The sequence below is a fragment of the Halomicrobium sp. HArcel3 genome (assembly GCF_058933135.1).
Window position 1 is genome coordinate 146,863 of the sequence record NZ_JBZYDN010000002.1, and the last position, 22,021, is coordinate 168,883.

At 67.3% G+C, this 22,021-nt stretch carries 18 protein-coding genes; 10 read left to right on the plus strand and 8 right to left on the minus strand.

Features of this window, described 5'->3' with window-relative positions:
• Window positions 1-142: 142 nt before the first annotated feature.
• Complete coding sequence (gene thsA / locus AC5FRV_RS06535) at window positions 143-1,819, minus strand: thermosome subunit alpha (protein ID WP_493560868.1); 1,677 nt, start codon at window positions 1,817-1,819, stop codon at window positions 143-145.
• Between the two features lie 146 nt (window positions 1,820-1,965).
• Window positions 1,966-3,066, minus strand: a complete 1,101-nt coding sequence (locus tag AC5FRV_RS06540) for an AAA family ATPase (RefSeq protein ID WP_493560298.1) — start codon at window positions 3,064-3,066, stop codon at window positions 1,966-1,968.
• Window positions 3,067-3,258: 192 nt separating this feature from the next.
• On the opposite strand from AC5FRV_RS06540, the gene AC5FRV_RS06545 reads away from it, so the two are divergent.
• From AC5FRV_RS06545 to AC5FRV_RS06555, 3 genes are all read left to right on the plus strand, one after another.
• Complete coding sequence (locus tag AC5FRV_RS06545) at window positions 3,259-3,420, plus strand: hypothetical protein (protein WP_493560299.1); 162 nt, start codon at window positions 3,259-3,261, stop codon at window positions 3,418-3,420.
• Window positions 3,421-4,013: 593 nt separating this feature from the next.
• A complete protein-coding gene (locus AC5FRV_RS06550) occupies window positions 4,014-4,472 on the plus strand; it encodes a hypothetical protein (RefSeq protein WP_493560300.1) in 459 nt (152 codons plus the stop codon).
• A 12-nt stretch (window positions 4,473-4,484) separates the two neighbouring features.
• Window positions 4,485-5,675 carry a tail fiber domain-containing protein gene (locus tag AC5FRV_RS06555; protein WP_493560301.1) on the plus strand — a complete coding sequence of 397 codons (1,191 nt, stop codon included), beginning with the start codon at window positions 4,485-4,487 and terminating at the stop codon, window positions 5,673-5,675.
• A 185-nt stretch (window positions 5,676-5,860) separates the two neighbouring features.
• On the opposite strand, the gene AC5FRV_RS06560 is transcribed toward AC5FRV_RS06555, so the two are convergent.
• The 3 genes from AC5FRV_RS06560 to AC5FRV_RS06570 all read right to left on the minus strand — a co-directional run bounded on the left by AC5FRV_RS06560 (window position 5,861) and on the right by AC5FRV_RS06570 (window position 9,347).
• Window positions 5,861-6,409 carry a KH domain-containing protein gene (locus tag AC5FRV_RS06560; protein ID WP_493560302.1) on the minus strand — a complete coding sequence of 183 codons (549 nt, stop codon included), beginning with the start codon at window positions 6,407-6,409 and terminating at the stop codon, window positions 5,861-5,863.
• 136 nt (window positions 6,410-6,545) lie between these two features.
• A complete protein-coding gene (locus AC5FRV_RS06565; protein ID WP_493560303.1) occupies window positions 6,546-7,841 on the minus strand; it encodes a sialidase family protein in 1,296 nt (431 codons plus the stop codon).
• 726 nt (window positions 7,842-8,567) lie between these two features.
• Window positions 8,568-9,347, minus strand: coding sequence for an IclR family transcriptional regulator (locus AC5FRV_RS06570; protein WP_493560304.1), 780 nt, complete (start codon window positions 9,345-9,347; stop codon window positions 8,568-8,570).
• 362 nt (window positions 9,348-9,709) lie between these two features.
• Between AC5FRV_RS06570 and AC5FRV_RS06575 the strand changes: the two genes are divergently transcribed.
• From AC5FRV_RS06575 to AC5FRV_RS06605, 7 genes are all read left to right on the plus strand, one after another.
• Window positions 9,710-11,614 (plus strand): HAMP domain-containing protein, encoded by a 1,905-nt coding sequence (locus tag AC5FRV_RS06575; RefSeq protein ID WP_493560305.1) that lies wholly within the window; start codon window positions 9,710-9,712, stop codon window positions 11,612-11,614.
• 82 nt (window positions 11,615-11,696) lie between these two features.
• A complete protein-coding gene (locus tag AC5FRV_RS06580; protein ID WP_493560306.1) occupies window positions 11,697-12,845 on the plus strand; it encodes an ABC transporter ATP-binding protein in 1,149 nt (382 codons plus the stop codon).
• A 207-nt stretch (window positions 12,846-13,052) separates the two neighbouring features.
• Window positions 13,053-14,426, plus strand: a complete 1,374-nt coding sequence (locus AC5FRV_RS06585) for an ABC transporter substrate-binding protein (protein WP_493560307.1) — start codon at window positions 13,053-13,055, stop codon at window positions 14,424-14,426.
• Between the two features lie 32 nt (window positions 14,427-14,458).
• On the plus strand, window positions 14,459-15,421 hold the full coding sequence (locus tag AC5FRV_RS06590; RefSeq protein ID WP_493560308.1) for a carbohydrate ABC transporter permease: 963 nt from the start codon (window positions 14,459-14,461) through the stop codon (window positions 15,419-15,421).
• 1 nt (window position 15,422) lies between these two features.
• The gene (locus tag AC5FRV_RS06595) at window positions 15,423-16,358 is read left to right on the plus strand and encodes a carbohydrate ABC transporter permease (protein WP_493560309.1); all 936 of its coding nucleotides are present in this window, start codon (window positions 15,423-15,425) and stop codon (window positions 16,356-16,358) included.
• Window positions 16,359-16,874: 516 nt separating this feature from the next.
• Window positions 16,875-17,291 carry a hypothetical protein gene (locus AC5FRV_RS06600; RefSeq protein ID WP_493560310.1) on the plus strand — a complete coding sequence of 139 codons (417 nt, stop codon included), beginning with the start codon at window positions 16,875-16,877 and terminating at the stop codon, window positions 17,289-17,291.
• An 89-nt stretch (window positions 17,292-17,380) separates the two neighbouring features.
• A complete protein-coding gene (locus AC5FRV_RS06605; protein WP_493560311.1) occupies window positions 17,381-18,487 on the plus strand; it encodes a cellulase-like family protein in 1,107 nt (368 codons plus the stop codon).
• A gap of 23 nt (window positions 18,488-18,510) precedes the next feature.
• On the opposite strand, the gene AC5FRV_RS06610 is transcribed toward AC5FRV_RS06605, so the two are convergent.
• The 3 genes from AC5FRV_RS06610 to AC5FRV_RS06620 form a co-directional block, all read right to left on the minus strand.
• Entirely contained in the window at window positions 18,511-20,019 is a 1,509-nt protein-coding gene (locus tag AC5FRV_RS06610; RefSeq protein ID WP_493560312.1) for an HTTM domain-containing protein, read from the minus strand.
• A gap of 70 nt (window positions 20,020-20,089) precedes the next feature.
• Window positions 20,090-21,310 carry a tryptophan--tRNA ligase gene (locus AC5FRV_RS06615; protein ID WP_493560313.1) on the minus strand — a complete coding sequence of 407 codons (1,221 nt, stop codon included), beginning with the start codon at window positions 21,308-21,310 and terminating at the stop codon, window positions 20,090-20,092.
• Window positions 21,311-21,607: 297 nt separating this feature from the next.
• Window positions 21,608-22,003 carry a hypothetical protein gene (locus AC5FRV_RS06620; protein WP_493560314.1) on the minus strand — a complete coding sequence of 132 codons (396 nt, stop codon included), beginning with the start codon at window positions 22,001-22,003 and terminating at the stop codon, window positions 21,608-21,610.
• Window positions 22,004-22,021: the final 18 nt, after the last annotated feature.

The following is a 22,021-nucleotide window of genomic DNA, read 5'->3' on the forward strand; positions in this document are numbered from 1 at the left end:
TTCAGCCGGGCGTCGGTGACGGAGTGGGTGTGAGGTGGCCTGTGGCCGACGTGGCTCACTGCGTTCGGGCCTGGCCTCGTCTCACGGGTCGCGTTCGCTCCCCGTTCGACTTTCCGAGGTCTTCGCTTCGCTCAGACCTCGCTTACATCATGCCGCCCATGCCGCCGCCCATGCCGCCCATGCCGCCGCCCATTCCGCCGGGCGCGCCGCCGGGGCCGCCGGGGGCGTCGTCCTCGTCGTCGTCGGAGCCGCCGCCCTTCAGGTCGCCGGCCGCGATGACGTCGTCGATGCGGAGGATCATCACGGCGGCCTCCGTCGCGCTCTCGACTGCCTGGGTCTTCACTCGGAGCGGCTCGACGACGCCGTCGTCGTTCATGTCGACGACGTCGCCGGTGTAGGCGTCGAGGCCGGCGGCGGTGTCGCCGCCGTCGTGCTTGCTGCGCAGGTCGACCAGCGAGTCGATGGGGTCGAGCCCGGCGTTCTCGGCGAGCGTGCGCGGGACGACGTCGATGGCGTCGGCGAACGCTTCGATGGCCAGCTGCTCGCGGCCGCCGACGGAGTCGGCGTGGTCGCGCAGGCCGAGGGCGAGTTCGGTCTCGGGGGCACCGCCGCCGGGGAGGACCTTGCCGTCCTCCAGCGTGGCGGCGACGACGCCGAGCGAGTCGTCGATGGCGCGTTCGACCTCGTCGACGACGTGTTCGGTGCCGCCGCGGAGGATGAGCGTGACGGCACGGGCGTCTTCGACGTCCTCGACGAAGATGCGCTCGTCGCCGCCGACGTCCTTCTGGGCGACGGAGCCGGCGAAGCCGAGGTCGTCCTCGGTGACGTCGTCGATGTTGGAGACGACGCGGGCGCCCGTGGACCGGGAGAGCGCCTTGATGTCGGACTTCTTGGCGCGGCGGACGGCCAGGATGCCCTCCTGGGCCAGGTAGTGCTGGGCCATGTCGTCGATGCCCTTCTGGGCGATGACGACGTCGGCGCCGGCGTCGGTGAGGTTCTCGACCATCTCCTTGAGCTGGGCCTCTTCCTGGTCGAGGAACTGCTGGAGCTGGTCGGGGTCAGTGACGTTGACCTCGGTGTCGAGCTCCGTCTCGGGCACTTCGATGGCGGTGTCGAGGAGCGCGACGTCAGCGTCCTCGACGGCGTAGGGCATGTTGTCGTGGACGCGCTCCTTGTCGATGATGACGCCCTCGACGAGCTCGGACTCGTCGGTGGAACCGCCGACGACGGTCTCGACCTGGATGTTGTCCGTGTCGACGACGCCGTCGTCAGCGACGGACTGGACGGCGCGCACGACGAGCTCCGAGAGGACGTCCTTCGAGGACTCGGCGCCCTTGCCGGTCATGGCGGTGGCGGCGACCTTCTCGAGCTGTTCGGTGTCTTCCGGTGTGACCTCGATTGCCTGCTCTTCGAGGATCTCCTTGGCCTTCTCGGCGGCCTGGCGGTACCCCTGGGCCAGGATGGTGGCGTGGATGTCCTGATCGAGCAGGTCCTCGGCCTTCGAGAGGAGTTCGCCCGCGATGACGACCGCCGTCGTCGTGCCGTCGCCGACCTCGTCCTCCTGGGTCTGGGCGACTTCGACGATCATGTTGGCGGCCGGGTGCTCGATGTCCATCTCGTCGAGGATGGTGACACCGTCGTTGGTGACGACGACGCCGCCCGCGTCGTCGACGAGCATCTTGTCCATCCCCTTCGGACCGAGCGTGGTCCGGACGGCCTCGGCGACGGCCTGGGCGGCCGTGATGTTCATCGACTGTGCGTCTTTGCCCGAGGTCCGCGAGGACTCCTCGGACAGTACGAGCATGGGCTGATTACCCATCTGTCGCTGGCTCATAGTCACTGATTGATTGAATGTGATTCTATATAAAGGTGGTGGTGCCGGCCGAGTCGTCCGCGACGCTCGCGGCGGTTTCCGGGTGTGCTAACGGTTGGCAAATGGCTGGTTTAAGTACGGGCGGTCGGAAATTACCCCATCGCGAACTGCCGGTGGCGGAGTTCGGGCGTCACCCGGATCCGGTCGATGTCCTGGCCGCTCCGGAACCAGACGAAGCCGGCCCGGGTGAACAGCTCCCGACACTCCAGGCGGACCTCCCGGGGGTTCCCGTCCGTTCGCTCGTAGACGTCCTCGATGGCCGCCTGCGTGAACAGTTCCTGGGACTGGCCCTCGTAGGGCTCGCCGCGGAAGTACGCCAGCGACCGCTCGACGTACTCGGTGACTTCCGCCGGCCCGAACGGCTCGATGCCGTCGTAGAACCGCACGCGGGAGTCGAGCGTCGCGCGGACGTCGGACAGCCGCTCCTTGCCGGTTGGCGTCCCGCTCAGGAACAGCCGAACGCCGGCGTCGCCCGCGACCTGGATGGCCGGAAGCAGCGATTCGGGCAGGTCCTCCAGTTCGTCGACGACCAGCAGGATGGTCTTCCCGTCCGCCCGGATGGCGTCGGTGACCTCCTCGACGGCCTGTTTCGTCTCGTCGGTCGCCCACGGGATGCCGTCGTTCACCTGCCAGTAGTCGGAGGTATCTATCTCGTAGCCGACGTCGAAGGCCGTCCGGAGGATTCGCTCGTACAGTCCCCGCGGCGTCGTCTCGGCGGGGTTCTCGATATAGGCGACGACGAAATCGTCGCGTTCCCCCAGGTCGCGCCGCAGGATCTCCCGGAACGCCGTCTTGCCCGTGCCGTACGGGCTGACCAGGCCGATGTGCTGGTCCTGGAGGAGCCAGCTCGTCACCTGGTTGAGCAGCCCGCGGTCGTGGCGGACGTACAGCGGCTCGGGCATCCCGTCGAGCCCGGCCTCCTCGGTGAATGGCAGGTCGCCCAGATCGTCGGGGTCGCCACCGAGCGCCCGGCCGAACCCGAGGAGCTGGTCCTCGACCTGGTCGAGCTGATCCAGAATGACGCCCCCGTCGGTCCCGTGCGAGCGCTGGCCGCTCTGCTCGTGAGTCCGTCGCGATTCGGCGGCTGTGTCGTCTGTGGCGCGACCCGGGCTTTCGTCGTCGCCGGTCCGGAACCCGTCGTCCGGTCGCCTGCGCCCGCTGTCGCTCGAGTGGCCCCCACGCTGTCTCCCCATGTCGACCGACCACTCACCCCGCCCGGACTTTAAATTGATGACTGTTCTAGCCGAAATCAGGCCGGGCACCGCTTAGGAGCCTGCTAACTATCGGCAATAATGGCCTGAACTTCCCCGTGGCACTGTTACCGTCCCCGGAATCGACACCCCCGCAGGGTGACCGTTACGAGCGTGGCGGTCGAACCACCGGACGTGACCTCGACGCACACGTGCACGTGCGGGGCGACGCTTCGCTACCGCCAGGACATGGTCCGCGAGCAGTCCGGGGTCTACCCGACGTGGAAGTGCAAGGACTGCCTGACGCCGGTGCCCAGCACCGTCGCCGAGCGGATCAAACACCAGGACCCGTCCTGAGAACGCGAGCCGTGGTCGAGATCGACGAGCCAACGGTCGACGTCTTCCGCCAGGTGGCGACGTCGGCGATGCAGGCCGTCCTGGTAAGGACGGTGTCGACGAGTTTCTGGCACACCGCCCGGTCGGTCTGGTCTCGGCGCCGGCGGGGGCGGTTGCGAGAGTCGACAGCGTGGCGTGACTCGCTGCGATAGATAGCGGATCGCCACGTGCCCCCTGTTCGTGTGTCGCGGTTCTGGTCGAACCCGCCGATTCTCCGGTGGGGGAGAACACCGCTCGCGGTCCAGCAGTTCGTGACGCGACGCGATCGCGAAGGCGGCCAGCCGTGGCGAGCCGGCCATCGTCCGGTTCGTCCGCCAGTTCCTCGCATTCGAACGTTTATGAGTGTCTGCTGACGGATTTCGGGCCGCGCTACGTGTGTAGCGGCTACAATTTTATACCCCCCATCTGTACCTCGGGCGGACGCAGTGCTCAGCGGTGCGGGACCAGGCAGTCGTTACCGCGGGTGGGCGGGGCAGGGCCCTGGCGGCTCACCATCCGCGCCGCCCGGCCTGGCTGCGATCGCACCAGCACACTGCTCTGTGGGACACAAACGCATGGAAGAGGACGATTCCGAGACGACCGAACCAGAAACGGACCGCGAGCGAGTGGGCACGCTCGCTGAGACACCCCTCTCGGACGTCGAGTTCGACAGGCGCAAGCTACTGCTCGGGGTCCCGGCGCTTGGCATCGCAACAGCAGGCTGTTACGCTCTCCTGAGCGGCGGCACGGACGGCGGCGACGGCCCGGCCGGGAACCCCGACCAAACGGGGACGCCCTTCGGCTACGGTGGATCCCCGACGGAGACGGGTGGCGGTTCACTCGGAGACGGGAACGGCACCGAAACCGCGACGGAGACGTCAACTGCCGCTGCGACGGGGACACCAACCGACACTGGGACGGCGACGCCGACCGACACTGCGACGGCCACGTCGACCGCCACTGCCACCGAGACCCCGGGGGACTACGGCAACCAGGCGTACGGCGAGTACGGCTACGGGGGCGTCTTCCCCTGAGGAGTGATCACTATGCCACAATCTGACAACCACGACTACAACGTCCCGAACAAGGGCGACGCGAACTGGCACCAGCCGCTGAACGACAATTTTCGAGAGTTCGACACGGACATCGAGATCCGCGACACCGACGGGAACAAGTCCGATTACACGCCGAAAGCGGGCGCGAAGTTGCTCGCGACCGACACGGGTCGCGTCTACGTGGGCGACGGCTCGAACTGGATCCCGAAACTCGAACAGTACCGGTACTCGGCGCCGTCCTCGAGCGGTGCGGCCGGCAACCTCGTCGCGGGCCACGCGAGCAACGGCGTCGGCTCCGGGGTGAGCGCTGCCACCATTGCCGGTGGCGGAACGAGTGCCAGCCCGAACGAGGTCACCGCCTCCGCGAGTACCATCGGCGGTGGCGAGGGCAACAGCGTCACGAGTAGCCAGTCGGTGATCGCCGGTGGGGTCGGCAACGTCGCGGGCGGAAACAGCGCGACGGTCGCCGGTGGCGACAACAACGAAGCCAGTGGCGACCACGCCACCGTCGGCGGTGGGCAGGGCAACCTGGCCGCCGGCGCCCACGCGACCGTCGCGGGCGGAGATGGGAGCAGTGCCACGGCGCCGAACGCCTTCGCCGCGGGGACGAACGCCTCCGCGGACCACGAGGGGTCGTTCGTCTGGTCTGACACCTCCAGTGGCGGACTCAGCTCGCTGAACGCGAACGAGTTCGCCGTGTCCGCCGCCGGCGGCGTGTTCTTTTTTACGAACGCAGCCGCGACCACCGGCGTGGAGCTCTCGTCGGGGTCTGGGTCGTGGAGCTCCGCGTCCTCGCGGGCGCTGAAGTCGAACGTCGACCCCGTCGACCCGGTGGACGTCCTCGATCGCGTCTCCGACCTCGAGATCTCCACCTGGAACTACGACGCCGAGGGGGAGGACGTCCGCCACATGGGACCGATGGCCGAGGAGTTCGCCGAGGCCTTCGGCCTGGGCGACGACGAGGGCCAGATCAGCACCGTCGACGCCGACGGCGTCGCCTTCGCAGCCATCCGGGGCCTCGCCGAGCGCCTCGAAGAGCAGGCCGAGACGATCGAGCACCAGCGCGACCGTATCGAGGAGCTCGAGGCCGAAAGAGAGGCCCGCGAAGAGCGTCTGGTCGCCGTCGAAGCGGAACTCGGCCTCGACGGTGCGACCGACCGACGCGCACCCGCCGACGACTGACGCCACCGATGCCCCACCCCGTCTCCCGCTGGCGGGCCCCGACCCCCCGCTGGCGGGACCTCACCACCGTGAGACGGCCGTCTTCGCGAGCCGGGGTGTTCGATTTGTTCTGTCGGCGTTTCGAGAACGGAGACGCAACCGTATCCTGTTCCGTCCAGTGACAGCGCCGGGCTGACTGGTCTGTATTACCCAGTGAACTGGTGGTAGTTCAGTCCCTGTTTCTTCATCTCGTTGTGGCGGCGTTCGAGGAAGGAGTACACCGAACCGTGCGGTGCGCCCTCCAGGAGCATCTCGGCGGCCTCGCGGACGGTGTCGACCTGCTCGGGCCCGCCGATGATGCCCAGCGTCGACCCGTAGATGACGACAGAGGCGCCGGAGAGGTCCTCCATGAGTTCCCTGGTTCGCCCGCCCTCGCCGATGAGGCGGCCCTTCTGGCGGGTGAAGTCGTTCCGGTTGCGGGAGGCGGCGTCGATGTCGATGATGTCGAACAGCATCACTTCGTCGTCGAGCAGGCGAAAGGCGTCCTCGGGGGCGAACCCGCGGCCGATGGCCTTCACGATGTCCGGTCCCTTCAGCGCCGTGACCGGGTCGCCGACGGTCTCGACCTTCACCGCGCCGGTCTCGGAGTCGATGTCGAGGCGGACCTCGGCGCGCTCCTCGATCTCGCGCATGGTCTCACCCCCTTCACCGATGACCGCACCGATCCGGTCCTGCGGAATCTTCACGTGTTGCATAGATGGCCGGAACTACTTGGCCCGCGCAGTTAAGCCTTCGTCTGTCGATGGCCCGCCGCTGTCGGGCCCTGCGGACCGTTCCCGGTCCGAGATCTCGCCGGTGCAGACTCGGGGTCAGTGGCCGGCGGCCGTCCGCTCAGACCCAGATCCCTTCCCGGTAGTTCTCCACTACCTGCGGCGCGATGGGGAGCGTCGCGATGCGGTCGGCCGGCGCTATCGTGGCGTTCGTACCACCGCTGGTAGTTCCGTCCGTCTCGCTCGCCCCGTCCGCCGGCGTACTCGTCGCCGTGGCTGTCTCGGTCGCCGTCGCGGTTTCGGTCCCGTTCGGCGACGCGGTGGCGGTTCCGTTCGCGGTCGGCGACGCCGTGGCGGTTCCGCTCGCGGTCGGCGACTCCGTGGCGGTCGCCGTCTCCGTCTCGGTGGTGGTGTCGCCGCCGGTCCCGTCCCGGACTCGTTCGACGATTTCGCCGTTGTTGCCGACGGCCACGTCGACGCCGCTGGTCCCGTAGGCGACGCCGCGGAGCTTCGTCTTCACCGGGGTCTGGAACCGCTCCCACTGGCCGGTCGAGATCCGGTCGTACACCTTCCCGCCGTCACCGGCGGCGACGCCCGCGTCGGGCGTCCGGTCCACCGCGCGGATGCTCTGGCGCCCGTCGTCGACGACGTGGGGCGTCCACCGGTGGCCGTCGTACCGGTAGACGATGCCGTTGCCGGCGGCCACGTTGACGTCCCCTTGCCCGACGCTGGCGACGTCGAAGAAGCTGGTTCCCGAGAACTCGATACCGATCTGGTTCCAGGACTCGCCGCCGTCCGTCGACCGCGCGACGTACTGGCTCGTCGAACAGACGTGTCCGTTCGAGCGCGAGTGGAAGTCGATGCCGGGGATGGTCGATCCGCCGCCCGGCTTGATCACCTTCTGGTACTTTACGGCGCCGCTGTCCTGCCGGTCGCCGACGAGCAACTCCCCCGACCCGTTGACGAAGTAGAGTCGCTCGTTCTCGCCCGCCGTTCCGCGCACCGCGCAATCCTCCCAGGTGCTGGTCTTGCCCTTCGGCGCCGAGTAGTTCGTCAGCGTCTTCGTGGCGACGTTGTACTCGCCGATGACGCCGCTGCCGCCGACGAACCAGATGGCGTTCCCGTCGTCGGTCACGTCGACGCCAGTGAGCGGCCGGCTCCGGGCCTGTGGCCCGTACTCGACGACCTTCTGCCAGCCGTCGTCGAACCGGCCGACGACGTCGCCGCCGCCGCCGATCGCGAAGGGCCCCTCGGTCGTATCGACGACGTCGTTGAGCGGTTTGTCCGTGGGCGATTCGGCCGCCGTCCACTCTCCCCCGCCGTCACTTTGGGCCAGGGCCGTCGCAGACGTCCCCGCGATTCCGACCGTGGTCGCTCCCGCAAGCTGTACGAACCGCCGTCGCGTGTGTTCTGTCACTGTCGTCCCTCCACCACTCGATCGGATCGGCGCGCGTAAGTATTACCGACAATAATTATATTTCTGGACTATCCGCTGGCCGGCCGAGGACCCGTCTGTGCGGTGTGCCTGCCGTCGGGTAAGGGTCGACGTTCGGCGGTCCACCGACTGCACTCGAACCAGGAATTATTACAAAAACCAAGTAGTATATGAAATATGAAACTACGTGGGTGCTCATATTCGCCTGACAATCGAAAGATGACAGGCGGATCGAGACACCTTCTGAGATCCGATTAGGGGCTGATTCACTTTCCAATTATCTCTTGTAATCTGGACTTTCCTGGGGAAATTGCTACAAACATCTCCATTTTTCTGGAATTTAGTATATTATTGGGCCGATATCCTTCTAAAATTGTTCAATCACAAGATATTGAAAATAACACTTCCAATTGTATACTTCGAATCTGGCATATCTGCCGTTAGGTGCCAGCGGGCTCTGGTCCAGTACCGGCCCGCCACGTCGAGCGGAGGAACCACCGACGGAGCGTCGGCGGGCCCGGTCGCGGCAGGTCGTCCGAGGAGCTGGTGGTGAATAACAGGATTACTATTGTTATTAGATGCCCTTTTCCCAGCCGGCTCGGTCGAGGTGGAAAGGGCGTTCGGCGCCCCCGCCGGATCGTTCGCCAGCCGCGAACGATCTGGGGCGAATGCGTGGGGTTCTCACCCGAAGGCGGCCGGGGGTGTTCGCTAGTCGCGAACGCCAGCCGCCGCCTCCCGGCCCATGGCGTTCTCGACGGAGCGGGACGCGCTGACGAGGAGTCCCTGGGTTCCCTCCTCGATGGGAGTGCCGTCGAGGTCGTCGGTCGTCCCCGAGATCACGATGGCGCCTACGGGATCGCCGGGCGATCGGACGATGGGAGCGGCGACGCACTCGACGCCCTCGACGTACTCCTCGCGGTCTACGGCGGTTCTGCGCTGCCGGACCGCCTCGAGCTCGGCCCGTAACGCGTCCGGATCGGTGACCTGCTCGCCGGTGGACGAGGTGAGGTCGCCCTCTAGAACCCGTTCCCGGACCGTTTCGCCTGCGTACGCCAGGATGACCTTGCCGGCGGCCGTCGCGTGGAGCGGTTGCGTGTCTCCTCTGGCGGGGCCGACCCCCTCCGTGGACGCCGCGTTGTTCACGTAGGTAACGACCGCCGTCTCCGCCTCGTACAGGACCAGGGCGACCGTCCGGTCGACGGAGGCCGCCAGGCTGTCGACGGCATTCTCCCCGTTCTCCGTAGGGAATCGTTCGAGCGTGTCGGTCCCGAGCGCCCAGGTCCCGAGGCCGACGTGGTACTCGTGGCCCTGCTGGACGAGGTAGCCACCTGCCGCCAGCGTCTTGACGTGCTTGAACACACCGCTCTTCGACCGGCCGAGGTGGCGAGCGATCGCGCTGACCCCTGCACCGTCGAGTTCGCGAACGGCTTCGAGCACCTCGAAACACGTCGCCGCCGCGTTGACCAGCCGCGCGTCGTCCTCTGTCATACGGACCCGTTCGACGCGGCGCCACATTAATCGTTCGCCGTCAGCGAACGCCCGGCCGACCAGATGGCTCGCGGCATTCCAGGCGCCGACTTCAGTCAGTTTGATGGCAGGACCCGCCCCCAGCCGGACCGACCCGCTCACAGGTTACCGTTCGCCAAATCGGGGAGAACACCCGGCTACGCGGCCGAATCGACGGACGGGTGCACCGATCGTTCGCTAGTGGCGAACGCCCGCACCCCGCTCCGCGTCCGCTCTCACGCCGATTATCGCTCCACCTCGCACCGGATGCCGCCGACGTCGCCCGTGGGCAGGGGGAAACTGTTACCTTCTCGCGGCGAGCATGCAGTGCAAGCACCCGAACCATGGCAGATCAGCCCCGGTCTGAAGTAAGCAGGGACGACGGCTTCTCGTCGGTCGTCCGCGCCGTCGTCCCGGACGTCGTCAGGCGGCGGTACACGCTGAAGTTCGCGCTGATCCTCTTGATCATGGGTATCACCGTGGGCGTCATCGGTGCCACGGCCACGGGGATGCTCTCCTCGGAAGTGGAGAACAACGTCGAACAGGAGTACGAGGACCTGGCGACCCAGCAGGCAAACGCCGTCGAGAAGTGGGTCCAGCGGAACTCCGTCTCCGTCAAACTCGCCTCGAAGAACGCCGTCCTCTCCCGGACGGATCCGAGCGCCCGCTACGACATCCGGCGGGAACTCGCGACGACCGGCGGGAACCTCTACGGCGCTCGCTCGACGTACGTCATCAACCGGTCCGAGGCGGGCACGCGCATCGTCGCCAGCCCCCAGTTCCCCTACGACGTGGACGTCTCCCAGACGTCGCGACACTGGATCGCCAACGTCTCGCTGACCGAGATGGGGGTCGCAGACGTGCGCGTCACCGACGTCCACGACGTCGGGAACGGACCGGTGATCGCCTTCATCAGCCCCATCCAGAACGCCCCGAACCGGTTCCTCGTCATCGAGTACGACGTCAATCGCCTCGCGCGCTCGCTCGAACAGGGACGCTCCTCGCGGTTCACGCAGGTCGTCGACGACGAGGGGACGGTCCAGGTCGCCTCCGGGTCCTCGGAGATCCTCCGGCCATACGGCAGCGAGGCGGCCCAGGAGCCGCTCAGACGCGCTGCGGCGCTCCAGGGGTCGGGCGAGTCCGCCGGCGTCATCGCCCGGTTCGGGCCCCATCCCGAGGTGCTCGACGAGGAGTACACCGTCGGGTTCGCGCCCGTGACCGTCCAGAACACGGACCTGGACTGGACGGTCGTGGTCCACCAGCCGACGAGCGAGGCCTTCGCGTTCGTCGAGGCCATCTCCCTGTACGGCCGGCTGGCGACGGTCGCGGGGATGACGTTCATCGTCCTGATCGGCGCGGCTATCGGCCTGAGCACGACCCGGTCGATCAACCGCCTGCGTCATCTGGCCGAACAGCTCCAGGCGGGCGACCTCGACGTCGACGTCCACTCGCCGCGCATCGACAGCATCGGGGAGCTGTACGGCGCGTTCGACGACATGCGCGCGTCGCTCAAGCGGCAGATCGAGGAGGCCGAGCAGGCCCGCGAGGAGGCGGAGGTCTCCCGTGCCGAGGCGGTCCAGATGAACGCCTACCTCCAGAACAAGGCCGCCGAGTACTCCGAGACGATGCGCGAGTGCGCGGCCGGCGACCTCACGCGCCGCCTGGAGACCGACGGCGAGAACGAGGCGATGGACCGCATCGCGACCGAGTTCAACGCGATGGTCGAGGAGCTGGAGGCGACCACCGCCGAAGTCAAGCGTTTCGCCGAGGAGGTCGAGGAGGCCGGGGAAGTGCTCCAGACGAGCTCCGACAGCGTCCGCGTGACCAGCGAGCACGTCGCCGACTCGGTCCAGGCCATCTCCGACGACGCCTACGACCAGAAGGAGCGGCTCGAGGCCGTCGCCGAGGAGATCGACGAGGTGGTCGACGCGCTCGTCGACTACGCGGACGACCACGACGAGGTCGACTTCGAGGAGCCCCTGACGCAGTTCAACGAGATCGTCCAGCAGGTCCACGGGGTGGCGACGACCAGCCAGAAGACGCTGGCCGAGTCCGAACTCGTCGCGGGCGCGGCTGAGGAACAGGCGGCAGAACTCAACGAGGTCTCCGGCCGGGCCCAGGAGCTGACGCGCAACGCGCGGGCGCTCGGTGACGTCCTCGACACCTTCGAGGTCGACGCGGACGCCGGGGCTGACCGCGGTGAGGACGGGCTCCGGACGAATGGCGACTCGCCAGAGCCGGAGCGCTGACCCCACGCGTCCCGCCAACGTACTGCGAAGATCGTTACAGATATGGAAAAGCATATATGGCCAAATGTGAGTATGATTGTCCATGGCGAACGTCTCACTGGCGGCTGCGACCAAAACCTTCGACGACGACGGCGACCAGATCGTCGCGGTCGACGAACTCGACCTGGACATCCAGGACGGGGAATTCCTGGTGCTCGTGGGTCCGTCGGGCTGTGGGAAGTCGACGACGCTCCGGATGGTGGCCGGTCTCGAATCCCCTTCGTCGGGCACGATCACGCTCGGCGACGAGGTGATCAACGACAAGACGCCCCAGGAGCGGGACATCGCGATGGTGTTCCAGTCCTACGCCCTGTACCCCCACATGACCGTCCGGGGGAACATGGCGTTCGGGCTCGAGGAGTCGACGGACCTCTCCGACGCGGAGATCACCGACCGGGTCGACGAGGCCGCCGACATCCTCGGCATCACCGACCTGCTCGACCGCAAGCCCGGTGAGCTCTCCGGGGGCCAGCAACAGCGCGTCGCGCTGGGGCGGGCCATCGTCCGCGACCCGAAGGTGTTCCTGCTCGACGAACCGCTTGCGAACCTGGACGCGAAGTTGCGCGCGGAGATGCGCACCGAGCTCCAGCAGCTTCAGGAGGACCTGGACACGACGACCATCTACGTCACGCACGACCAGACGGAGGCGATGACGATGTCCGACCGCATCGCCATCCTCGACGGCGGCGAGCTCCAGCAGGTGGGCACACCGATGGAGTGTTACCACGAACCGGCCAACGTCTTCGTCGCCGGCTTCATCGGCGAGCCCTCGATGAACTTCTTCGACGTCACCAACGAGGGCGACGTGCTCGTCGGCGAGGACTTCCGCTACCCCGTCTCCGAGGCGGCCGCGGCCGCGGTCCAGGGCCACGACGACCTGGTGCTCGGCATCCGCCCGGAGAACATCGAAATCGTCGAGGATCCGGTGGCCGACGACGTCCTTCCGGCCGTCGTCGACGTCGTCGAACCCCACGGTAACGAGAACGCGGTCCACCTCCGCTTCGCGGACCAGGACGGCGGCACGCGCTTTACCGCCACGGTCGGCGGCATGCGCAGCCTCTCCGGGGGCCAGGAGGTCGGCGTTCGCTTCCCGGAAGACGCGCTCCACCTGTTCGACGGGCACAGCGGCGACGCACTCCGGAACCGGATCGTCGAGGACCTCGACCAGGTCGAGCAGATCGGCACGACGTAGCGCTCCGCTTTCTCCCGCCGCTGGCCGGTTCTGGCCGGCTCTCCTGCCGCCGGCCGGTTCTGGTCGGCTCTCCCCCCACCGGCCAGCTCTGGTCGGTTCTGGCGGTCCGTCCGGCCCGTTCGTCCGCCGGGAGCGCCGTCGCTTCCCGGAGTGACCCCAACTGACGCACCATAATGATTAAATAGTTTGGAAGGGATCCACTACCATATGCCTGAGAACGGTGACTCAGACGGCGACAGCTTCGTAACGCGGCGAAAGATGATCGGTACCGGCGTCGCCGGTATCGGCGCGATGGTGGCCGGGTGCAGCGGCGACGGCGGCGACGGTGGCAGTGGCGGCGACGGCGGCGACGGTGGCAGTGGCGGCGACGGCGGTGACGGCGGCGACGGCGGAAGTACGCCGACGGTGACGGACAACCCGATGGAGGCGCTCCACGGCTGGACCGGTGGCGACGGCGCCGCGGCCGCCGAGCAGATCGTCTCGATGTGGGAGGAGCGACACCCCGACTGGGAACACCAGATCGAACCCATCGGCGGCGACGCGAACGAGAACCTCAACGCGACGGTCGCTCGCCGGCTCGCGAACCGCAACCCGCCGGACGCCTTCGCCGGCTGGCCGGGCCTGAACATGACCCAGTACGGGGGCATGCTCTCCGACCTCTCCGCGACCTTCGAGGAGAACGACTGGGAAGACGTCATGCACCCCAAGGCGCTCGAAGCCTGCCAGATGAACGACGCGTACCGGGCCGTCCCGCTCGGTTCCCACCGGCTGAACAACCTGTTCTACAACGTCAGCGTCCTCGAGGAGGCGGGCGTCAATCCCGACGACGTCACCGACTGGGACTCGTTCGTCGAGGCGCGCCAGACCATCGCCGACGAGACCGACTACACGCCGGTGACGACGACGACCGTCGCGCCCTGGGCCGTGCTCCAGTACTTCGCCCAGATCATGCTCGGCACCGAGGGTCAGGATGCGTACGAGGCCTGGCTGAACGGTGAGGGCGACGAGCAGGCGCTCGTGAACGCGCTCGACAAGACCCAGGACTTCGTCGAGACGGGCACCAACGAGGACCGCTCGACGCTCAGTTTCCCCGAGGCCAACGACATGATCATCAACGGCGAAGCGGGCTTCTTCACGATGGGGAACTGGGCGGCCGGCATGTACCGGAACGCCGAAGGCTTCGAGTTCGAGGAGGACTGGGGCTGGATCCCCTTCCCCGGCACCGGCGACATGTACGTCTGGCACCTCGACTCGTTCATGTTCCCGCAGGACGGCAACGCCCCGGTCAAGTCCGAGGCCTTCGCCGAGCTCATCGGCGACGCCGAACTGCAGATCGCCTTCAACAACCTGAAGGGCTCGATCCCGCTCCGCACGGACATCGACGGCGGCGAGCTCCACCCCTTCCTCAACCTCAACGTCGAGGACCTGAACAACCTGGAGCAGTTCCCGCCGACGCTCGCCCACGGGCTGGCGTGCACGCCCGAGCAGCTCGACGCCTGCAAGGGAGCCATCGCCGACAACTTCATGGGTCCGTACAACTCCCAGGACGCGGCCTCGGCCCTGATGGCGGTCTTCGAATAGGCACGGAACCGTCCACCTAACTCTATTCATTTATGGCAAGCTCAGAAGACACGGTAACCGGTTCCCGTTCGATAGCGGCCGGCGAGACCCGGGGCGACTGGCGAGACCGGGCGCGGCGCTTCTCCAAGAGCGACTTCGTCCGCAGCTTCCCCTACTGGTTTATCCCGTTCAGCATCATGGGGCTCGGCGTCTACGGTGGCATCGGCTGGAACACGCTCATCTCGCTGACCGACTACGAGGGGTTCCAGCCGCCGGACTTCACCGACCTGGACTTCAGTATGTACGTCCAGGCGCTGCAGGACCCCTCCGTCATCCTCGTCACGAAGAACACCTTCGTCCTGATGGTCGCTTTCACGACCATCACGATGATCCTGGGGCTGTTCCTCGCGATCGTCCTTGACCGGGGAATCAGGTACCGGGAGAAGATCCAGACCATCTACCTGTTGCCGATGGCGCTGTCGTTCGTCGTGACGGCCCAGTTCTGGCTCTGGATGTACAACATCAACAACGGTCTGGTCAACGCGGTGATCGGTCTGTTCGGGCTGGGGCCGTACAACTGGATCGGCAACCCCGACCTGGTGCTCGGGGCCGTCGTGTTCGCGCTGATCTGGCAGTTCAGCGGCTACGCCATGGTCGTGTTCCTGGCGGGGCTGCAGTCGCTACCCGACGACCAGTTCGAAGCCGCCCGTATCGACGGGGCGAGCACGTTCAAGACCTACTGGCGGGTCATCATCCCGCAGCTCAAGTCGTCGTCGGTGAGCGCGGCCGTCATCCTGGTGATATTCGCACTGAAGGCCTTCACCTTCCTCTACTCGATGTTCGGCCAGTACCGCGTCCCGCGGGCGACGGACATCCTGGCGACGCTGATGGTGCGCGAGGCCTTCCAGCTCCAGAACTGGGCGTTCTCGGCCGCGATCGCGACGATCCTGCTCGTCATGTCGCTCGCCGTCATCGCACCGTACCTCTACTACCAGTACAAGCAGGGGAGCCTCTGACATGAGCAACGCAACTAACTCACGCGCGGAAAGTATCGCTCGCGTCCTGCCGGCGCTCGACTACTCGAAGATCGCCATCTACCTGCTGGTCATGACGTTCGCGGCGTTCTTCATCTCGCCCATCTGGACCGGGCTGGTGACGGCGTTCAAGACGACCGGTGCCGTCACGGCGACGACGCCGTTCCTGCCGCCCGGGCCCGACGGATTCACGCTCCAGAAGTGGACGACGGCGATCGAGTACCTCTCGACCGGGATGACCAACAGCCTCCTCATGTCGTTCCCGGCGACCATCGCCAGCGTCACCCTGGGTAGTACGGCAGCGTACGGGCTGACGCTCGTCGACTGGCACAAGCGGACGCAGTTCGCCGTCCTGGTGCTGTTCATGTTCGGGATCTTCATCCCGTACCAGGCGGTGCTCGTCCCGCTGTCGGACTTCTGGATCAACATGGTCGGCGTCGACGGCCTGGTGGGTCCGGTGCTAGGGGGACTCCCCTTCTTCACGGAGCGCCACTCGCGGCTGTTCGCGGTGACCGTCACCCACGTCGTCTACGGCATCCCGATCTGTATGCTGCTGTTCCGCGGCTACTACGTCGCGCTCTCGGACGAACTCATCGAGGCGGCCAAGATCGACGGGGCCTCGATCACGAGCATCTACCGGCGCATCGTGCTCCCGCTGTCGAAGCCGATGTTCGGCGTCGTGTTCATCTACCAGTTCACGATGATCTGGAACGAGTTCCTGTTCTCGCTAACGCTGATCGGGAGTTCGGCCAGTCCCGCCGCGACGGTGACGCTCGTCCTCTCCGGCCTGGGGAGCGACCTCACCGGCGTCGACTTCGGTCTCCGGATGGCCGGCGCCTTCGTCGCCGCACTCCCGACGCTGATCATCTACGTCCTCTTCGCCGAGCAGTTCGCGAAGGGGCTGGCGTCGGACAACTAGTCCACGACGGCCGTTTTCGTAACTTCGATAGCTATCGTTCGATTCTGACATTCTCTCCCAGTCGAGAGCGACCGGTCGAGCGACGCATTCGCGTCCAGAGGCTGATTCGATGGCCTACCGGCGGTGGATCGGCGGTGTGATGACGCACGGCCGTGGCGGAGCGATCGAATCCGGGGCGCGCTAATCCAGCATCTGATCGCCGATAGATACGACGCCTCCGGCGGTGAACTGTCCGACTGCGTCGTTTCGTCCATTTCGCTCGTATCGTCCCGGGCCTTCGCGAAAATGGCGACGAATGGTATGAAATGTGATCACTTCTGAGATAGATACGTATACTGTCACGACAGCAGCATCGTCGATCACTCCCTCGAAACCGTTACGGTCGTCGGGGCGGCAACGTCCATTCATGCACTTCCCCCGGTCGCCCCGCTCTCCGCTCCGACGGACGTCGGGGCCGCCCAGTCTCCGTGAGGAGCCACGGCTACCGACGGCCGCCTGCCGGCGGCGTGGTGGCCGATGACGGTCGACCGCGGGGTGGCGGCCTCGTGGGCCATCGGGATGGGGTTGCTCCTGGGGGCCGTCGCCGGGACGGTGGTCTCGACGCGGACGCCCGGCGAGGAGGTCCGCCGCGTCGCCGGGTTCGTGCTGCTCTTCGTTCCCTCGCTGTACGCGATGATCGTCAGCCGGTGGGACCAGTGGCACCCGAAGAACCCCTACGTCCGGTTCGCCGTGCTGTTCCTCGGCGGCTTCGCGTGCATCGGGCTGGTGACGGTTCCCGTCGTCCTCCTGTTCGGCGGCACCGGCCTGGTGGCCACCGTCGCGGAGTTCCTGGCCGCCATCGCGGGATTCGGTGTCGCCGCCTGGATCGCCTTCTACGGCGGCGACGAGTGGGTCTGGGCGGTCGTCGTCGACCGGCTGGACGTCGACTGGTGAGTCTCGCCGGGCCTCCTCTCTTTCTTTCGCTGTGATCCCTTCCCACACCTGCTGAATCGTTAAGTGGGGACCGCCTGTAGCCAGCGGGTATGTCGCTGACTGACCGGGAGTCGCCCTACGCCATCACGATGTGGGACTTCTCGTGGCTCGAACGCCGCTACGCGGGCGGCGGGTACGCGGACTGGGACCGGGCGCTGGACGAACTCGTCGAGCGGGGGTACGACGCGGTCCGCATCGACGCGTATCCCCACCTCGTCTCCCGGGATTCCGACCGGACCTGGACGCTGCCGCCCGCCTTCGAGGCCAGCGACTGGGGCGCACCGGACACCTGCGAAGTCACCGTGGGCCCGGCCCTGACCGAGTTCGTCGGGAAGTGCGCCGAGCGCGACGTGGCGGTGGCGCTGTCCTCGTGGTTCCGCGAGGACGAGACCGGTGCCCGGCGGGGCATCCGGACGCCGGCGGACCTGGCAACGGTGTGGGTGGACACGCTCGACCACCTCGCCGACGCCGGCCTGCTCGACGCCGTCGCCTGGGTGGACCTGTGCAACGAGTTCCCGCTCTCCGTCTGGGCGCCGTTCTTCAACGACCCCGACGACCACCTCGGCAACCTCGACCGCGACACGCCCGCCGGCCGCCGGTGGATAACCGAGTCCATCGCAGGCGTCCGCGAGGCGTACCCGGACCAGGAGTACTGCCTCTCGGAGACGGCCGGCCCCGGCAAGGAGTGGGGCCGAGAGCCGGCCGAAGGGATGGACTTTATCGAGACGCACCTCTGGCTGATGAACACCACTGACTACTACCCGTGGGGGTCGTTCGACCACGACATCGACCACCGGGCCCACTACGAGTGGCTCCGCGACGTCGGCCGGGACCGCTACCGCGAGGACCCCGACCGCTGGCAGGCGGCCCTGGAAGCCGAGATCGAGGCCGCCGCAGAGTGGTCTCGCGGGATGGGACTCCCCCTCGCGACGACGGAGTCCTGGGCGACGATTCACTTCAAGGACTGGCCCGGCCTGGAGTGGGACTGGATCAAAGAACTGTGTGCCGTCGGCACCCGGAAGGCCGCCGAGACCGGTCGCTGGACCGCTATCTCGACGAGTAACTTCTGCGGGCCGCAGTTCAGCGGCATGTGGGACGACGTGGACTGGCACCGGGAGCAGACGGCGGCGATCAGAGACGCGACCGTCGACCTGTAGGTCTCGCTATCGAGAACCGGGGCTTATCCGCCGAAGCAGTCGTGTCGCCAGATCGTTCGCTGCTCCGGCGGTTCGTCGCCGTTCGGTCCGGTCTGTTCGAGGACGTACACCATCCGGAACGTCTCCAGTTTCACGTCGTGTTCCCGGTTCCACTCGCGACAGCGGTACTGGCCGTAGTAGAGCCGGTAGTCGCTGTAGGAGCGCTGCCAGAGGTTCATCATGTACTTGCGCGAACGCGCGTCGTCGTACTGGGCCGAGACGTCGGCTGGCTTGTCGTAGCTGACCGGCGCGCCGCCGCGGTAGACGTCGACCTGGGTGCCGTTGGTGAGCGTCCCGGGTATCACGTACCAGCCGTCGTCGCGCAGCGGGTCGGGCGCGAACATCGTCCAGTACTGGGGCAACTGCAGTGTCTCGCCCCACCGGTCGAGGGGCTGGGGAACGACGTCGCGATGCTCGGTGGAGTAGCTGGTCCGGTCGTCGACGAACTGGACGTTCCACAGGCCGACGAACACCAGCGAGGTGACCCCGACGGCGAGGGCCGTGAGCCGGACGCCCCGGCGGGCGCGCCGGGCCACCTCGTCGTCGGCGAACGAGAGCCCGACGCTCCCGCGCTCGGCAAGAGTCTGTGCCCACGACGGCGTCCACCGTTCGGTGTCCTGGGGGATCAGACGGTCCCAGACGACGGGTGGCACGAAGGCCGTGAGGGCGACGACGGCGACGAAGGGGAAGAGTCCCAGATGCATCGTCAGGAACATGCCGAGGTGAGCGCCGACGAAGGACGCCGCCAGCGCCGCGCGCGGCCACCAGGTCAACAGGATCAACAGCGGCGCTGCCGTCCAGAGGACGACGATGGCCCAGTTCAGTGCGATCATCACTCCCGGCATCCCCGCGAGTGCGTCGCCGAGTGGCGTCGTGAACTGCTCGAGGCTCATCGCGTAGGCGAGGCCGTCGCCCCGGAGCCAGACGTCGCCGTCGTGTTTCATCGCCACGTTGGCGGCGTACATCACGACGACCTGGCAGCAGAGGCCGACGGTCCCGATGGAGAGGATTCGCCCCTCACGGCCGCCGGTCCGGAGCGCGTCCACGGAGAAGCGCGCGCCCATCGGCGCGAACATCGCCCAGAACAGCACCAGCCGGAGCAGCGTGTCGCCGCCGTTCAGCACCAGCGGCATCCGGGCGTGCAACGACGCCCAGAGGACCCAGGCCAGTACGCTCGCGATCCGGGTCCGATAGCCGACGAGGAGGGCGACGGCCACGAGCGCCTGCACGGCGAACAGGGCGCCGACCAGTTCGACGCTCCCCGCCGCGAGGTGGATCGAGAGTTCCGACCGCTCGGTCAGTAGCGCCCAGCGCGGGAGGACGCCGGCGTCGGTGTAGTGGGCTCGAAGGCTACTCGTTCGTATCGCCAGGTCCGCGAGCAGGAGGACGCCGAGACCGATGCGCACGGCGCTCAGCGCGCGAGCGTCGACGCCCAGGCGCGGCTCCAGGAGGGCCCGCACCCGTCGCCATCGCCGTCCCCCCAGGAGAGACATGGTTCCATTCACCGCGACGCACGATGAAAAATGTTACGTACTGATCACGATTCGGGAGCCAGCTCGTCACTCACTCCCCGAGCGACGGCCGCAGGGCTGCGCGCTCGTCCTCGGTGAGCCGGAACGGTGCCAGCTCCTCGGCGAGCGGCCCGAGGGCATCGCGCCGTTCCTGATGCGCCCGGAGGAACTCGCCGACCGTCTCCGCGGCGTACTGCTTCATCTCGCCGCTGAGCAGGGTTCCCTCCCGGTACTCCTCGGCGAGTCGCTCGACCGCCTCGTCGTCGGGTTCGAGGAAATAGTACAGCAGCTGGTAGGCCACGTCGACCGCCGGGTCGCCGCCGTGCTCGCGGTGTTCGTCGACGTCCGCGCGCCCGCCGGAGTACGCGTGCTGCACGATCGTCTGGCGTGCGTCCTCGGGGTCGTCGGTGAGTTCGATCCCCGGTGCGTCGTCGGAGGAACTCATCTTCCCCGGCCCCGCCAGGCTCGGGAGGAACTTCCCGAGCAGCGTGCCCGGCTTCTCGACGTCGAAGGCCGCCTTCGCGGCGACGTCGCGGGCGACCCGGACGTGCGGGTCCTGGTCGATGGCGACCGGCACCAGCGTGGGGTGTCGCCCGTGGACGAGCTGTGGCAGCAGGAGGTGGGTGGCCTGCACCGCCGGGTAGAACGAGAGCCCGACGTTCGGGGGCTCGCCGTAGACGGCGTCGACGGTCGACTGGGTGATCCGTTTCGCCACGCGGACCGCCGTCGGATAGACGACGTCGGCGTCGAGCGTGTCGACGAGGATGCGCGTCCGCTCGGGGTCGAAGCCGACGGCGAGCAGGTCACGCAGATTGTCCCGCGTGTGCCCGCGAATCTCGTCCATCGACTGGTCCTTCAGGAGGCACTTCTCGTCGTCGGAGAGGGGGATATACACCCGGGCGCCCGTCTCGTCCTGGATCCGCTTCGCGAGGTAGAACGGCATGACGTGGCCCAGGTGCAGCGGCCCGGACGGGCCGACGCCGGTGACGATGGAGTGGGGCTCACCGCGCCCGGCGGCGTCGAGGAACCGGTCGACGTCGCGACCGGCGTAGTAGATGCGCCGGCGGACCAGCGGATGGTCCGGGAAGCGGGCGGCCTGCTCGTCGGTCAACCGGTCGGCGCCGAAGCGGTCGAGGAGCTTCGCGTAGTCGACGTCGCCCTCGATGTCGTACGGCGTGACGGTGAAGTCGCTCTCGTCACTGGCGTCGCCCCTCTCGTCGGTAGTCGTCGGCCTATCACTGGCTGTCGGGTCGGTGTCGTCGTCGGCTGGCATCGGTGTCGTGACTGGATTCGTGTCGGTGGTCGCGCGTCGGTACCGGGTGAGAGAACGAGTGAGCGCCGACCCACCGCCGGAACGGTTACGCCGCCCCGGAGGCGTTGCCGACACTGTCCGCTCCCGGGGTCTGCGTGCGCCAGCGCCACGCGGGAGCGGACTGCATCACGTTCTACTCGTCGGCGGCGTGGCAAAACGCTGTCGTTTCCGTGGACCCGTCCGTCCTTCGAGCGATTGGATCACTGGTGCTCTCCGACACACCGGACCCCACACGGATGTACTCCGCTGCCCCGGCGCTCACTGTTCCGGTGGCGTGGGTGAGAAGACGTCGTCCGGGCCTATCTCGACGGTTTCGGCGTCGATGACGTCGACGTCCATCTCGACCACGTCCGACTGGACGAAGACGTCGACCTCACGGACACGAGCGCCGTCCACCGCGACCGCGACAGCGGTCGAGTGCGCGGTGTCCTGATACGGCAGAAAGTCACTCGCGGTTGTCGACTCGCCACCGGCCAGTCGACCCGACTTCGCTCGCCCGTCGTAAGCCGTGGCCGTCACTTCGTAGGCGTGCGCGCTGGAGTCCCGGTTCCGAACCCGGAGATCGACCCCGTCGCTCGTCATCGAGCCGCACCCTGCGAAGAGGGGCATCAGGCCCGAACCGATGGTGGCGGCCACGACCTCTCGTCGTTTCACGTGGAAGAACCGTTTTCA

Bases quoted from the DNA above. Each gene is read 5' to 3' on its own strand.
- AC5FRV_RS06570 (WP_493560304.1), bottom strand. From the start codon at position 9,347: ATGACAGAGGACGACGCGCGGCTGGTCAACGCGGCGGCGACGTGTTTC.
- AC5FRV_RS06615 (WP_493560313.1), bottom strand. From the start codon at position 21,310: ATGCCAGCCGACGACGACACCGACCCGACAGCCAGTGATAGGCCGACG.
- AC5FRV_RS06595 (WP_493560309.1), top strand. From the start codon at position 15,423: ATGAGCAACGCAACTAACTCACGCGCGGAAAGTATCGCTCGCGTCCTG.
- AC5FRV_RS06580 (WP_493560306.1), top strand. From the start codon at position 11,697: ATGGCGAACGTCTCACTGGCGGCTGCGACCAAAACCTTCGACGACGAC.
- AC5FRV_RS06555 (WP_493560301.1), top strand. From the start codon at position 4,485: ATGCCACAATCTGACAACCACGACTACAACGTCCCGAACAAGGGCGAC.
- AC5FRV_RS06610 (WP_493560312.1), bottom strand. From the start codon at position 20,019: ATGTCTCTCCTGGGGGGACGGCGATGGCGACGGGTGCGGGCCCTCCTG.
- thsA (WP_493560868.1), bottom strand. From the start codon at position 1,819: ATGGGTAATCAGCCCATGCTCGTACTGTCCGAGGAGTCCTCGCGGACC.
- AC5FRV_RS06575 (WP_493560305.1), top strand. From the start codon at position 9,710: ATGGCAGATCAGCCCCGGTCTGAAGTAAGCAGGGACGACGGCTTCTCG.
- AC5FRV_RS06540 (WP_493560298.1), bottom strand. From the start codon at position 3,066: ATGGGGAGACAGCGTGGGGGCCACTCGAGCGACAGCGGGCGCAGGCGA.
- AC5FRV_RS06605 (WP_493560311.1), top strand. From the start codon at position 17,381: ATGTCGCTGACTGACCGGGAGTCGCCCTACGCCATCACGATGTGGGAC.
- AC5FRV_RS06600 (WP_493560310.1), top strand. From the start codon at position 16,875: ATGACGGTCGACCGCGGGGTGGCGGCCTCGTGGGCCATCGGGATGGGG.
- AC5FRV_RS06585 (WP_493560307.1), top strand. From the start codon at position 13,053: ATGCCTGAGAACGGTGACTCAGACGGCGACAGCTTCGTAACGCGGCGA.
- AC5FRV_RS06560 (WP_493560302.1), bottom strand. From the start codon at position 6,409: ATGCAACACGTGAAGATTCCGCAGGACCGGATCGGTGCGGTCATCGGT.
- AC5FRV_RS06550 (WP_493560300.1), top strand. From the start codon at position 4,014: ATGGAAGAGGACGATTCCGAGACGACCGAACCAGAAACGGACCGCGAG.
- AC5FRV_RS06590 (WP_493560308.1), top strand. From the start codon at position 14,459: ATGGCAAGCTCAGAAGACACGGTAACCGGTTCCCGTTCGATAGCGGCC.